15 protein-coding genes are annotated in these 13,635 nt (G+C 63.6%); 3 read left to right on the top strand and 12 right to left on the bottom strand.

Annotated features, from left to right (window positions below; translation table 11 throughout):
- Positions 1 to 11: 11 nt before the first annotated feature.
- Entirely contained in the window at positions 12 to 950 is a 939-nt protein-coding gene (gene ribF, locus FAS41_RS03790) for a bifunctional riboflavin kinase/FAD synthetase (protein WP_138520299.1), read from the bottom strand.
- 106 nt (positions 951 to 1,056) lie between these two features.
- Positions 1,057 to 2,595, bottom strand: a complete 1,539-nt coding sequence (gene murJ, locus FAS41_RS03785) for a murein biosynthesis integral membrane protein MurJ (protein WP_138520298.1) — start codon at positions 2,593 to 2,595, stop codon at positions 1,057 to 1,059.
- A 253-nt stretch (positions 2,596 to 2,848) separates the two neighbouring features.
- Here murJ and rpsT point away from each other — a divergent pair, with 253 nt between their 5' ends.
- Positions 2,849 to 3,118: a 30S ribosomal protein S20 gene (gene rpsT, locus FAS41_RS03780; RefSeq protein ID WP_009617555.1), complete on the top strand. Its 270-nt coding sequence runs from the start codon at positions 2,849 to 2,851 to the stop codon at positions 3,116 to 3,118.
- Between the two features lie 186 nt (positions 3,119 to 3,304).
- On the opposite strand, the gene FAS41_RS03775 is transcribed toward rpsT, so the two are convergent.
- The 5 genes from FAS41_RS03775 to rplU form a co-directional block, all read right to left on the bottom strand.
- Complete coding sequence (locus FAS41_RS03775) at positions 3,305 to 3,760, bottom strand: CreA family protein (RefSeq protein WP_138520297.1); 456 nt, start codon at positions 3,758 to 3,760, stop codon at positions 3,305 to 3,307.
- A gap of 11 nt (positions 3,761 to 3,771) precedes the next feature.
- Complete coding sequence (proB, locus tag FAS41_RS03770; protein ID WP_138520296.1) at positions 3,772 to 4,890, bottom strand: glutamate 5-kinase; 1,119 nt, start codon at positions 4,888 to 4,890, stop codon at positions 3,772 to 3,774.
- Between the two features lie 61 nt (positions 4,891 to 4,951).
- Positions 4,952 to 6,172 (bottom strand): Obg family GTPase CgtA, encoded by a 1,221-nt coding sequence (cgtA, locus tag FAS41_RS03765; RefSeq protein WP_138520295.1) that lies wholly within the window; start codon positions 6,170 to 6,172, stop codon positions 4,952 to 4,954.
- A 159-nt stretch (positions 6,173 to 6,331) separates the two neighbouring features.
- Positions 6,332 to 6,589, bottom strand: coding sequence for a 50S ribosomal protein L27 (gene rpmA / locus FAS41_RS03760; RefSeq protein ID WP_017521622.1), 258 nt, complete (start codon positions 6,587 to 6,589; stop codon positions 6,332 to 6,334).
- Positions 6,590 to 6,612: 23 nt separating this feature from the next.
- Positions 6,613 to 6,924, bottom strand: coding sequence for a 50S ribosomal protein L21 (gene rplU / locus FAS41_RS03755; protein WP_015475683.1), 312 nt, complete (start codon positions 6,922 to 6,924; stop codon positions 6,613 to 6,615).
- Positions 6,925 to 7,166: 242 nt separating this feature from the next.
- On the opposite strand from rplU, the gene FAS41_RS03745 reads away from it, so the two are divergent.
- Positions 7,167 to 8,135, top strand: a complete 969-nt coding sequence (locus tag FAS41_RS03745) for a polyprenyl synthetase family protein (RefSeq protein ID WP_138520293.1) — start codon at positions 7,167 to 7,169, stop codon at positions 8,133 to 8,135.
- A gap of 170 nt (positions 8,136 to 8,305) precedes the next feature.
- Positions 8,306 to 8,530: a PA4570 family protein gene (locus tag FAS41_RS03740; RefSeq protein ID WP_024763077.1), complete on the top strand. Its 225-nt coding sequence runs from the start codon at positions 8,306 to 8,308 to the stop codon at positions 8,528 to 8,530.
- Positions 8,531 to 8,679: 149 nt separating this feature from the next.
- Here the strand turns inward: FAS41_RS03740 and bamJ are convergent, their stop codons facing one another.
- From bamJ to FAS41_RS03715, 5 genes are all read right to left on the bottom strand, one after another.
- The gene (bamJ, locus tag FAS41_RS03735; protein ID WP_138520292.1) at positions 8,680 to 9,297 is read right to left on the bottom strand and encodes a BamJ family beta-barrel-assembly machinery protein; all 618 of its coding nucleotides are present in this window, start codon (positions 9,295 to 9,297) and stop codon (positions 8,680 to 8,682) included.
- A 104-nt stretch (positions 9,298 to 9,401) separates the two neighbouring features.
- On the bottom strand, positions 9,402 to 9,698 hold the full coding sequence (locus tag FAS41_RS03730) for a DUF6482 family protein (protein WP_024763075.1): 297 nt from the start codon (positions 9,696 to 9,698) through the stop codon (positions 9,402 to 9,404).
- A 126-nt stretch (positions 9,699 to 9,824) separates the two neighbouring features.
- Positions 9,825 to 10,319 (bottom strand): TIGR00645 family protein, encoded by a 495-nt coding sequence (locus tag FAS41_RS03725; RefSeq protein WP_017521628.1) that lies wholly within the window; start codon positions 10,317 to 10,319, stop codon positions 9,825 to 9,827.
- Between the two features lie 204 nt (positions 10,320 to 10,523).
- The gene (locus FAS41_RS03720) at positions 10,524 to 10,865 is read right to left on the bottom strand and encodes a PA4575 family protein (protein ID WP_024763074.1); all 342 of its coding nucleotides are present in this window, start codon (positions 10,863 to 10,865) and stop codon (positions 10,524 to 10,526) included.
- A gap of 147 nt (positions 10,866 to 11,012) precedes the next feature.
- Positions 11,013 to 13,544, bottom strand: coding sequence for a Lon protease family protein (locus FAS41_RS03715; protein WP_138520291.1), 2,532 nt, complete (start codon positions 13,542 to 13,544; stop codon positions 11,013 to 11,015).
- Between the last annotated feature and the right edge of the window lie 91 nt (positions 13,545 to 13,635).

The following is a 13,635-nucleotide window of genomic DNA, read 5'->3' as shown; positions in this document are numbered from 1 at the left end:
GTTCAGGATCTTCAATCAAGCGGTTGGCCCAGCCAATAGGCCCGGGCGGCGGCGATGTCGGCGAGGATGGCCGCCTTGAGTGCCTCGAGCGAGGCAAAACGCTGCTCATCACGCAGCTTCTGGTGGAACGTGATATCCAGGTGCTGGCCGTACAGATCGCCGGCGAAATCCAGCAGATGTACTTCCAGGTGGGGCCGGCCGTCGCCATTCACAGACGGTCGGGTGCCGATGTTGGCCACCCCGTTCTGGCGCCGGCCAGCCACCATCGTGCTGACCAGGTAAACGCCGTTGAGCGGCGCCTTGCGGCGCTTGAGCTGGATGTTCGCGGTGGGCGAACCCAGGGTGCGACCCAGCTTCTGCCCGTGCAGCACGCGGCCGCTCAGGCTGTATGGACGACCCAGCAGGCGCCCGACCATGTGCAGGTCGCCGTCGGCCAGGTCCTTGCGGATACGCGAACTGCTCACGCGCATGCCGTCGACTTCCACGGTAGTCGCAGCTTCGACGGTGAAGCCCTGCTCCGCGCTGGCGTTGACCAGGAAGGCGAAATCACCAGAGCGGTCGCAGCCGAAGCGGAAATCGTCGCCCACTTCCAGATGGCGGACCCGCAGGCCCTCCACTAGCACCTGGCGGACGAACTCGGCGGCCGACAGCTCGCGCAGGCGGCGGTTGAAGGCCAGGCAGAGAACGAAGTCAACACCGTACTGACGCAGCAGTTCGAGCTTCTCGCGCAGGCGCGTCAGGCGCACCGGGGCGGCATCGGGAGCGAAGTATTCGCGCGGTTGCGGCTCGAAGATCACCACGCAGCTGGGCACGCCCAGCTCCAGCGAACGCTCGCGCAGACGCCCCAGGATCGCCTGGTGGCCGAGATGGACGCCGTCGAAGTTACCGATGGTGGCGACACAGCCCCCGGACAGGGGCCGCAGGTTGTGAAGGCCTCGAAGCAGCTGCATAGCGCGCGTATTGCTCAGAAAGTGGTCGATTATACCTGCACCCGTTGCCATGCGACAGGCAAAATGCCGTCGCCGCAAACCGATGCAATGCTTTGCCCGGCGAAGGTTACAGCACCGCGCGGCGAGAGAAGTCCCGCAAGCGGAAGCCAAGGATCGCCAGCATACCGAAATAGGCGACTACACCGGCCACCACCAGCGCGCCCAGGCGCACCAGGCGAATCGGCATGCCACCCTGATCCCAGGCTGGCATGAAGTGCATCATGCCGATCAGCACGGCGCACATCACCAGTACAGATACGACTAATTTGGCGATGAACTTGCCCCAGCCCGGCTGCGGATCGAATAGCTGGTGCTTGCGCAGTTGCCAATAAAGCAGGCCGGCATTCAGACAAGCCGCCAGGCTGATCGCCAGCGCCAGCCCCGCATGCTTGAGCGGACCGATGAACACCAGGTTCATCAGCTGGGTGGAAACCAGGGTGAACAGCGCGATCTTCACCGGTGTCTTGATGTTCTGCCGCGCATAGAAGCCCGGCGCCAGCACCTTCACCAGGATGATGCCGAGCAGGCCGACCGCGTAGGCGATCAGTGCATGCTGGGTCATCAGCGCGTCGTGGGCGCTGAACTTGCCGTACTGGAACAGCGCGACGGTCAGCGGCTCGGCGATCACCGCCAGCGCCAGGGAGCACGGCAGCACCAACAGGAAGCACAGGCGCAGGCCCCAGTCCATCAGCCGCGAGTACTCGTGGCGATCGTCGCTGGCGTAGGTCTTGGCCAGTGACGGCAGCAGGATGGTCCCCAGCGCCACGCCAAGCACGCCGGACGGCAGCTCCATCAAGCGGTCTGCGTAGTACATCCAGGACACGGAACCGGCGACCAGGAAGGAGGCGAAGATGGTGTTGATGATCAGCGAAATCTGGCTGACCGAGACGCCGAGGATCGCCGGCCCCATCTGCTTGAGCACGCGCCAGACGCCGGAGTCGCGCAGGTTGATGCGCGGCAGCACGAGCATGCCGATTTTCTTCAGGTGCGGCAGCTGGTAGAGCAGCTGCGCCAGGCCCCCGGCCAGCACCGCCCAGCCCAGCGCCATGATCGGTGGGTCGAAGTACGGCGTCAGGAACAGCGCGAAGAGAATCATGCTGACGTTCAGCAGCGTCGGCACGAAAGCCGGCACCGAGAAGCGGTTCCAGGTATTGAGGATCGCCCCCGCCAGCGAGGCCAGGGAAATCAGCAGGATATAAGGGAAGGTCACCCGCAGCAGGGAACTGGTGAGTTCGAATTTCTCCGGCGAATCGACGAATCCGGGCGCAGTCACCCAGATCACCCAGGGCGCGGCGAGCATGCCCAGCGCGGTAACCAGCGCCAGGATCAGCGTCAGCAGGCCGGACACATAGGCAATGAAGGTCCGGGTCGCCTCTTCGCCCTGCTGGGTCTTGTACTCGGCCAGGATCGGCACGAAAGCCTGGGAGAACGCCCCCTCGGCGAAGATGCGGCGCAGCAGGTTGGGCAGCTTGAAGGCAACGAAGAAGGCATCGGTGGCCATCCCGGCGCCGAACATGCGGGCGACGATCGTGTCGCGCACGAAGCCGAGCACCCGCGAGATCATGGTCATCGAGCTGACCGCGGCCAGCGACTTGAGTAGGTTCATAGCGTCCAGAACTGGTAGAATGGCCGCCCCTGCAGGGTGCAGCCCTGGCCTAGAGCGATTGCTCGAGCGCCAGGCGAAGCGCAGCAGTGTAGGGCCGCGGGGCGAATAAATCACCCCATCCGCCGGACAGCGTGCGCCCGTCGCACCACTCGTCGGAGGCCGCGCATACCCTTGACAAGGCCCTGATGCAACGGCATTATTCGCGGCCTTAATTTATTCGCAACATCCCAAGTTTTTTTCGAGGAGCTCGACGGTGGCCAACACACCTTCCGCCAAAAAACGCGCCAAACAGGCTGAGAAGCGTCGCAGCCACAACGCCAGCCTGCGTTCCATGGTTCGTACCTACATCAAGAACGTAGTCAAAGCAGTCGACGCCAAGGACCTGCCGAAGGCCCAGGCCGCTCTGGTTGCTGCCGTACCGGTCATCGACCGCATGGCCGACAAAGGCATCATCCACAAGAACAAGGCCGCTCGTCACAAGAGCCGCCTGAACGCCCACGTGAAGGCCCTGGCCACCGCGTAAGCGTTCTGTTCTTGAAAAACCGGCCCCAGGGCCGGTTTTTTATTGCCTGCGATTTCTTCAGCGCCATCCACCAAAACCGGAAGATAACCTGCTCCAGGTTACTCACCCCACAGAAAGCACACCCTTATCCACAGGCACACCTTTCTGCGGACAAAAAGAAAGGGCGGTCACCCGCCCTTTCCCTTCTTACTTCTCAGGCCACGGCATGATCGGAATCGCCGTCACCGCATTCTGCGGACTGCCCTCTATCACCCGGTCGCTGTAGACCAGATAGACCAACGCATTTCGCTTCTTGTCGAAGAAGCGCACCACCTGCATGGTCTTGAACACCAGCGAAGTACGCTGCTGGAACACCACTTCGCCATCCTTGAGCTCACCCGCAAAGCGGATCGGCCCGACCTGACGACAGGAGATCGACGCCTCGGCGCGATCCTCCGCCAGGCCCAGCCCACCTTTCACACCGCCAGTCTTGGCGCGCGACAGGTAACAGCTGACGCCTTGCACCTTCGGATCATCGAAAGCCTCAACGACGATCTTGTCGTTCGGCCCGACCCACTTGAAGACAGTGGACACCTCACCAACCACGTCGGCCCGCGCCAACGCCGGCAGCAACAGCAGTGCAGCGATCAATCCATTACGCATGCCAATGCCCCTCAGACCAGAACCAGATTGTCGCGATGCACCAACTCCGGACCATCGACATAGCCCAGCAGGCTTTCGATGGCATCGGTCGGCTGACCAATAATCTTCTGCGCCTCGAGCGCACTGTAGTTGGCCAGCCCACGGGCAATTTCGCGCCCCTGCTGATCCACGCAAACGATCATCTCGCCGCGCCGGAAGCTGCCCTGCACGGCCTTCACACCGACCGGCAGCAGACTCTTGTGATCCTGAGCGACAGCCTTGACTGCGCCGTCGTCCAGCACCAGCGTGCCGCGCATCTGCAAATGCCCAGCCAGCCACTGCTTGCGCGCCGCCTTGCGGCTCTGCTCGGGGGTCAGCAGCGTGCCGAGGCGCTCACCCACCCGCAGGCGGTCCAGCACGCGCTCGATACGACCACCAACGATGACGGTGTGCGCGCCCGAGCGCGCAGCGAGACGAGCTGCGCGCAGCTTGGTCTGCATGCCGCCACGCCCCAACGCACCACCCGTGCCGCCCGCCACTGCATCCAGGGCAGGGTCATCAGCGCGAGCCTCGAAAATCAACTCGGCATCAGGATTGTTGCGCGGATCGGCATCAAACATGCCATCGCGATCGGTAAGGATCACCAACAGATCAGCCTCGACCAGATTGGCCACCAGCGCCGCCAGCGTATCGTTATCGCCGAAGCGGATCTCGTCGGTGACCACGGTATCGTTCTCGTTGATCACCGGGATCACGCCGAGATCGACCAGCGTGCGCAAGGTGTTGCGCCCGTTCAGGTAGCGCTTGCGATCGGACAGGTCGTCATGGGTCAGCAGCACCTGCGCAGTCTGCAGGCCATGCACGCCAAAACTGGACTCCCAGGCCTGCACCAGGCCCATCTGCCCTACCGCGGCGGCGGCCTGCAGCTCGTGCATGTCACTAGGTCGGGAAACCCAACCCAGGCGACTCATGCCCGCCGCAACAGCGCCCGAGGACACCAGCACCAGCTCGACGCCCGCGCAATGCAGCGCGACCATCTGCTCGACCCATACCGCCATGGCGTCGCGATCCAGACCGCGACCATCAGCGGTCAGCAACGCACTGCCAATCTTGACTACCCAGCGCTTGGCGCCAGTGACCTTCTCACGCATACCCTCAACCTTAGAAGTCAGGCTTCACACGTTTCATCCGGACCGGCGGGCGCCGCCCCGATCAAGGCACGTAGAAGATTTCCGGCCCATCGCCGTCGTCTTCGTCATCCTCGAAATCATCGTCATCCACATCGTCGACATTCTTCAGGCCGGAGCGACGCAGCGCACGAGCATCATCCAGGGCCTGCAGACGGGCACGAGCCTCGTCTTCGATGCGCTGATCCAGGGCCGCCAGGGCTTCGCCATAGGCCGGCTCTTCCTCGATGCGCAGGGTGCGCTCGTCGAGGTATTTCATGATGTCCTGGCTCAGCTTCTCGGTACCTTCACGCTCCAGGGCGGAAATCACATAGACCGGACCTTCCCAACCAAGGCGCTCGACCACGGCCTGCTTGCGACGCTCCTGCTCCTCGGGCTCGAGGATCTGGTCCATCTTGTTCAGCACCAGCCAGCGGTCACGCTCGGTCAGCGCCGGGCTGAATTTTTCCAGCTCGTGAACGATGGTTTCCGCGGCATCGGCCGGGTCGCTTTCGTCCAGCGGCGCCATATCGACGATATGCAGCAGCAGACGGGTACGTGCCAGGTGCTTGAGGAAGCGGATACCCAGGCCGGCGCCTTCGGCGGCACCCTCGATCAGACCAGGAATGTCGGCGACGACGAAGCTCTTGAAGCGACCGACGCTGACCACGCCCAGGTTCGGCACCAGAGTGGTGAAGGGATAGTCGGCAACCTTCGGCTTGGCGGCCGACACCGCGCGAATGAAGGTGCTCTTGCCGGCGTTCGGCAGGCCGAGCAGACCGACGTCCGCCAGAACCTTCAGCTCCAGCTTGAGGTCACGCGCATCACCGGGCTTGCCCGGGGTGGTCTGGCGTGGCGCACGGTTGGTACTGGACTTGAAGCGGGTATTACCCAAACCGTGCCAGCCACCCTGGGCAACCATGATGCGCTGACCGGCAGTGGTCAGGTCACCGATGATTTCCTGGGTATTGGCATCAATGATGGTGGTACCGACCGGCACGGGCAGGACGAGATCGTCACCCTTGGCACCGGTGCAATCCTTACTGCCACCGTTCTCGCCACGCTGGGCGTCGAAACGGCGGGTATAGCGATAGTCCACCAGGGTATTCAGGTTCTCGTCGGCCTCGAGGTACACCGAGCCGCCGTCGCCACCGTCACCGCCGTTGGGACCGCCTTTCTCGATGAACTTCTCGCGGCGGAAGCTCATGAGACCGTTGCCGCCGTCACCGGCTTTCACGTGGATGGATACTTCGTCGACGAATTTCATTGCGAACGCCTCCCGCAGAACCTGCGGGTTGAAAATAAGAAAAGGAGCATAGGATACAGCCAAGTCCGCGCAAACGCCCGAACCGACAGCACCTCGCCTGGAAACGCCAGAAACAAAAAAGCCCCGTCGCGAGACAGGGCTTTTTCAGTGAGAGCTCGCTTAGGCAGCGACGACGCTTACGTAGCGACGGCCAAAGGCGCCTTTCACTTCGAACTTGATCACGCCGTCGACTTTAGCGAACAGGGTGTGATCCTTGCCCATGCCAACGCCGTAGCCAGCGTGGAACTGGGTACCGCGCTGACGCACGATGATGTTGCCTGCTTTCACAGCCTGGCTACCGAACAGCTTCACGCCAAGGCGTTTGCTTTCTGAGTCGCGGCCGTTGCGGGTACTACCGCCAGCTTTTTTGTGTGCCATGAGTCAATTCTCCTGAAGAGGAATTAGGCCTGGATGCCGGTGATCTTGATTTCAGTGAACCACTGGCGGTGGCCCTGACGCTTCATGTGGTGCTTGCGGCGGCGGAACTTGATGATGCGCACTTTGTCGTGACGACCGTGGGAAACCACTTCTGCGGTCACTTTCGCGCCTTCTACCACCGGCAGGCCGATCTTGACGTCATCGCCATTGGCGACCAGCAGGATGCGATCCAGGTTGATCGCTTCGCCGGTGGCGACGTCGAGTTTCTCGACCTTGAGGAATTCGCCTTCGGTGACTTTGTATTGCTTGCCACCAGTAACAATTACTGCGTACATCTGGATGTCTCCGTTAGACCTGCTCACCCGACGCTTTATAGAAAGAGGAATCGGTCGGCATGGCTGCATGGGGCCGGAAAGGACGCCCGTGCAATTGCGTAAGGCAGGATATGCCAGGGAAGTTCGGGGCCGCGATTCTACGCAAACACTCGGCGCGGATCAAGCCCCATGGGGCCTCGCCTTGACAGGCCTTCCCCGCGCCACCTAGCATGCCGCGCAATCTACGAGGAGCGCTGTCTTTAATGCAACCCCAGGCTTTCTATCGCGTGGTGGCGGACGACTTCACCGCCGTCGACGGTATCATCCGTCGCCAACTCACTTCCCGCGTTCCCCTGGTGGAAAAGATCGGCGACTACATCATCTCCGCCGGCGGCAAGCGTCTGCGCCCGCTGCTGGTGCTCCTCTCCGGCAAGGCCCTGGGCTATTCGGGCGACGACCTGAAGCTGCTGGCCGCCACCATCGAATTCCTGCACACCTCCACTCTGCTGCACGACGACGTGGTCGACGCCTCCGGCCTGCGCCGCGGCCGTGCTACCGCCAACGCCCAGTGGGGCAACGCACCGAGCGTGCTGGTGGGCGACTTCCTTTATGCGCGCTCCTTCGAGATGATGGTCGAGCTGGGCTCCATGCCGGTCATGCGCATCATTTCCCAGGCCACCCGCGTGATCGCCGAAGGCGAAGTGCTGCAACTGTCCAAGGTCCGCGACGCCAGCACCACCGAAGAAACCTACATGGAAGTCATCCGCGGCAAGACCGCGATGCTCTTCGAAGCCTCCACCCACAGCGCCGCCGCGCTGGCCAACGCCCAGCCGGAGCAGTCCGAAGCGCTGCGCCTGTTCGGTGACGCCCTGGGCATTGCCTTCCAGTTGGTGGACGACCTGCTCGACTACCGTGGCGATGCCGCCAGCCTGGGCAAGAACGTCGGCGACGACCTCGCCGAAGGCAAACCGACCCTGCCGCTGATCGCCACCATGCGCGACGGCACCCCGGAACAGGCCGCGCTGGTGCGCAAGGCCATCCAGCAGGGCGGCAGTCAGGACCTGGAAGGTATCCGCGCCGCCGTGGAAGCCGCTGGCGCGCTGGACTACACCGCCAACCTGGCCCGTGACTATGCCGCCCGCGCCATCGAGCACCTCCAGGCGCTGCCGGACAACGAATACCGCGCCGCGCTGATCGAGCTGGCCGAGTTCTCGGTCGCGCGCACGCACTGATCCGCCGTTTCGCAAAAGCCCGCCCCGGTTCGCCGCGGCGGGCTTTTTGTTGTCCGTCCGTTGATCAGGAGCAACAGATCGTCGCCAGCGCAAAATATTTTCCAATTGGCACTTGCTATCAAGATAATAAGAATTATTCTCATTAAACGGTCTGCACGGAGGAACACGCCATGACCTACATGATCGACGCCTGGCTGGATCGCCCGCACCCCTACCTGCGAATCTTGCATCGGGACACCGGGGAAGTCTGCGCAGTGCTGGAGGAAGAGGCCCTGGACGAGCTGCGTGAGCAGGGTGGCCTGGAGCTGTCCGAGCTCAGTACCAGCGAGCCGCTGGTGCTCAAGGAGCTGGTGCGCAACCTGTTCCTGTTCTGTTACGCCCGCGCACTGCGCTAGACGTTGTTTGCGATGGCGCAGGAAGCGCCATCGGTGCGGTCGCCGCCCGGGAGGCGGCTGCACTCGGGGTCCGGAGGGGCCCCGCGCAAGCCACGGCGGTCAGGGAGGACCGCCGCGGACTGCACCTCTACCGGCTCTGACTCAGAGCCTTAGAGGATTTCCAGCAGCTCGACGTCGAACACCAGCACGCTGTGCGGCGGGATGCTGCCGACGGCCTGGCCGCCATAGGCCAGCTCGCTCGGCACGTGCAGGCGCCATTTGCTGCCGGCGTTCATCAGCTGCAAGGCCTCGACCCAGCCGGCGATCACGCCGCCCACCGGGAATTCAGCCGGCTGACCGCGCTCGTAGGAACTGTCGAAGACGGTGCCGTCGACCAGGGTGCCGTGATAGTGGGTACGCACGGTGTCTTCGCGGGACGGCTTGGCGCCTTCGCCAGTAACCAGTACTTCGTACTGCAGGCCGGACGGCAGGACGGTCACGCCTTCGCGCTTGGCGTTTTCCACCAGGTACTCGCGGCCCACTGCAGCGGCGGCTTCGGCTTTCGCCTGGGCTTCGGCCTGCATGCGCTCGCGGATCACCTGGAAGCTGGCGGACAGGGCTTCGCCCGGAACGCGGCTTTCGGCGCCAGCGTAAGCGTCGGACAGGCCGGCCACGATGGCGTCGAGGGTCATACCCGGTACCGGGTTCTCGCGCAGCTGGTCGCCCAGCTGACGGCCGATGCCGTAGCTGACGCGGGCTTCGTCGGTGGAAAGGTTGAGTTCGCTCATGGCGGCGCTCCGCTGGGGGTTCAAAAAAGGGCCGCCAGCCTAGCACAGATGCACCGCCTCCCCCACCGCGCCTCGCGCGGCGGAATAGGCCTCGCGCAACGGACTCAGTGCAACGGAATAGTCACGCCGGCGCCAATGTCGCGCTCGTCGTCCATGCCACACATCTCGTCATGCACCACAGCATGCACCAGATGGAAGGGAACGCTGGGTAGTGCCCGCAGCACCTCCCGAGCGTGGGCGACCGAGCGCACACTGATGACATGCCCAGCCTCGTCCTGGACCGGATAGAAGCGCGCGCCCATGCGAGCCTCCAGTACGTAGATATCGCCTTCCAGCGACACCAGGTTGATCTCGTCGATATCGCCAGCAACGGAGCGACTGGTCAGTTCCTGCAGATTCATGTGCTGCACCTCCTGCGGATTGATCCACGCGGAAAGTCTTGACCAGCAGGCGCCTACCGCAAGCCGAAAACACAACCGCCCGTCCGTTTCGCAACGGCCGGGCGGCAAGAATGGAGCCGTAAAGCCTCAGTGGTCGTGGCGCGTGGCCTTGTCCAGGTAGCCCATGGCGAAGGCCGAGAGAACGAAGGTGAGGTGCATGATCACGTACCACATCAGCTTGTTGTCTTCGATGTTCTTGGCATCCATGAAGATACGCAGCAGGTGGATCGAGGAGATCGCCACGATGGAGGCGGCCACCTTGTTCTTCAGCGAACTGGCGTCCATCTTGCCGAGCCAGCTGAGCTTCTCCTTGCCTTCGTCGATATCCAGCTGCGACACGAAGTTCTCGTAGCCGGAGAACATCACCATCACCAGCAGACCGCCGACCAGCGCCATGTCGATCAGCGACAGCAGCACCAGGATCAGGTCCGCCTCGGCGATGCTGAAGATGCTGGGCAGGATGTGGAAGATTTCCTGGAAGAATTTGATGGTCAGCGCCAGCAGGGCCAGCGACAGGCCAATGTAGATCGGCGCCAGCAGCCAGCGCGCGGCGTACAGGGAGTTTTCGACGAAGCGTTCCATGGTTCTCGCGGGAATGGTCGTTGGGAAAGGGGCGGCCGCAGTATAGCGGATGACTTTTGCGAGTGATCCCGGCTTTCTATGGATAATTATGTCTGTGGACAAACAGGTGGACGGCCACGGTATGAAGCCGTAGCGACCAGGCACCCCGCGGCTTTCAGCGGATCGCACAGGGACTGTGCAACCCCTCTCTCAGGGTTGAAAGCCTCAACCTTCAGGGCGGAACTGGAAGTTGCCGACATGACGCGAGCGTTCGCCGTTCAGGCGGCGCAGTTCGCCCTGCAGGTGCAACTGCCAGATGGGGGGATCGTCTGCCACGATGTAGCCCTGCTGGGCCAGGCAGTCGGAGATCGCCTCGAGCACACCTTCGGCCACGAAAGGCCCGCAGAACGGGCCCTGCGCCTTGATGGCGGTGGGCTGCGCGCCGGACATGCCGGCGGCACACAACAAGGTCCAGAGTCCATTCTCTCCGGCCAGCGGCCTGATCTCGCACTCGATGCGCGTGGTCAGCCCCAGACAGGGGCGGATAAGGCAGAGGTTACGCGGCATGGCGGCACCCTCGCGGTTGTCCTGAGTTCGAGACTACACCCAGGTTCCGACACGCGAAAGTGCGGATTTATCCGGCTATCTTGCAGACAACGACGTGAAAATGGCGCCGGCGGAATGCTCCGACCGGCACCTTGCGCCAGACCGTGTTCAGTCGGCGTCTTTCTTCTTGCGGGCACGCTCCTTTTTCACCGGAGCCTGGTCGACAAGAGCTTCATCTGCAGGAACCTTTTCCGCCGGTGCCTTCACTTTCGACTTGCTGGCGGGCTTGGCGGCGGGCTCCTTGGCCGGTTTTTCCTTCTCTTCCTCGTCCATGCCCAGCTCGGAGATTTCCTTCAGGCGCTCGACGACACGGGCGTTGACGCTGCCCTTGGGGAAGTGGCCCTTGGCATCCGGCGCACCGGCCGGCTCGCCGACCAGCAGGCTCAACGCCTCGTCGGCCTGGCGCACGGCGTAGATGTGGAACTGGCCGTTGCGCACCGCCTGCAGCACGCGCTCGTCGAGCATCAGGGTGGCAACGTTGGCGCGCGGGATGATCACACCCTGCTCGCCGGTCAGGCCACGCGCCTCGCAGAGCCGGAAGAAGCCCTCGATCTTCTCGTTGACCCCGCCGACCGCCTGCACTTCACCGAACTGGTTGATCGAGCCGGTGATGGCGAAGCACTGCCGCAGCGGCGTGCGCGACAGGGCGGAGATCAGCGTGCAGACCTCGCCCAGCGACGCGCTGTCGCCGTCGACGTAGCCGTAGGACTGCTCCAGGGCGATGCTCGCGGAAATCTCCAGGGGGAATTCCTGGGCGTAGCGGCTGCCAAGGTAGCCAGTCAGGATCATCACGCCCTTGGAGTGGATTGGCTGGCCGAGGTTGACCTCGCGCTCGATGTCGACGATGCCGCTGCCGCCGGGGTAGACGGTGGCGGAGATGCGCGCCGGCATGCCGAAGGCGGAGTCACCCACTTCCAGCACAGTCAGGCCGTTGCACTTGCCCACCGCAGCGCCTTCGCTGTCGATCAGGATGATACCGGCGAGGATGTCGTCGAGAATGCGCGCTGACACGCGGCCTGTCCGGGTTTCCTTGGCCTTCAGGGCGCGCTCGATGTGGCCCAGGTCGGTCACTTCCTGGCCGGCCAGCTGGCGGATGAAGTCCGCTTCGCTGACCAGCTGGAACAGGTCGCCGATGCGTGCCGAGAGACGCCCCTGATGTTCGGCCAGGCGGGCGCTGTAGGTCGCCAGGCGGGCCACGGCTTCACGGGTGAGCGGCGCCAGGCCCTCCTCCGAGGTACGGGTCTTGAGCAGCTGGGCGAACTGTTCGAGGCTGTCCTCGGCCAGCGGGATGTCTTCGTCGAAGTCCACCAGCACGCGGAACATCTCCTGGAAGTCCGGATCCAGGTCCTGCAGCGTGTAGTAGATCTGCCGCGAGCCGATGATGATCACCTTGATGTTCAGCGGGATCACCTGGGGCGTCAGGCTCATGGCGGTCAGGCGACCCAGCTCGGCCAGTGGCGACTCCATCTTCAGCTGGCGCGATTGCAGCGCACGCTTGAGGGCGTCCCAGACGAACGGCTCGCTCAGCAGCTTCTCTGCCTCCAGCACCAGGAAGCCGCCGTTGGCGCGGTGCAACGCACCGGGACGCAGCTGGCGGTAACTGGTGTAGAGCGCGCCCTGGTCGGAGGCGTACTCGATGCGGCCGAACAGGTTGTCGTAGGTCGGGTGCGACTCGAACACCACCGGCGCACCGCTGGTGGCATGGTGGCCGATCGCCTGGTTCGGCGCGTATTGCTCCTCCAGGCTCTGCTTGCGCTGCGGGTCGGTACGCTCGGCGTCTACCAGCTGGTCGACCACGGTCTTCAACAGGTTCAGCTGCATGGCCTGCAGGTAGGCGCTGACCCCGGAGTTGTTGTTGTACTTCTCCACCAGTGGCGCCAGCAGCGGCTGCAGCGCCAGGGTGATGGTTTCCTCGTTGAGCTGGCGCAGCTGGTTGCTCGACTCGCGCTTCCACTGCGGCAAGCTGGAAAGTTCTTCGTTGAGGTGCTCCTCCAGGTCGGCGATGTCGGCGTGGAAGCGCTCGCGCTCCTCCTCCGGCAGCTGGGCGAACTCGGCCTCATCCAGGGCCTTGCCGTCCTTCATCGGGGTGAAGGCGATGTTGGCGCTGTCGCGGTACAGGGCGACTTCCTTCTCCAGCGCCAGCCGCTCGACGGTATCGAGGGCCTTGTCGTAGCGCTGGTTGAAGGCCCGGTCGATGGCGCTCTTCTTCTGCTGGTACGCCGGGTTCTCGAACACCGAGGGGAAGGTGGACAACAGGTTGTCGATCAGGTGATCGATGTCGGTACCGAACTCGGCGGCGCTGCCCGGGGGCAGTTCGATCACGCGCGGCTCGCGCGAATCATCGAAGTTGTTGACGTAGACCCAGTCGGCCGGCGTCGGCAGTCGCTTGCCCTCGGCCTTCAGATAGCGTTGCACGAAGGAGAAGCGGCCGGTGCCCGGCTCGCCCATGACGAACACGTTGTAACCCGGGCGCGGCATCGCCACGCCGAACTGCAGCGCCTCGACCGCGCGCTCCTGTCCGAGCACGCCCAGGAAAGGCTCCAGTTCTTCGGTGGTCTTGAAGGGAAACTGTTCGGGGGTGAAGGGGCGGGTCAGTTCATCGGGCGCCAGGCGCAGGCCGGCAGCAACGGAATCGGGCATTGGAGGTCCTTGCTTCGGGCGGCGCGAGGCCGCGGAGATTCGTCCGCATTCTCGCGCCGCCCGCGCGCCACTGGCAAGGCAGTATTGGTGA

It is taken from the genome of Pseudomonas nicosulfuronedens, from assembly GCF_005877905.1.
Classification (GTDB): domain Bacteria; phylum Pseudomonadota; class Gammaproteobacteria; order Pseudomonadales; family Pseudomonadaceae; genus Pseudomonas; species Pseudomonas nicosulfuronedens.
The sequence above is the reverse complement of the archived record's forward strand: the minus strand, read 5'-3'. Positions and strand labels throughout refer to the sequence as shown.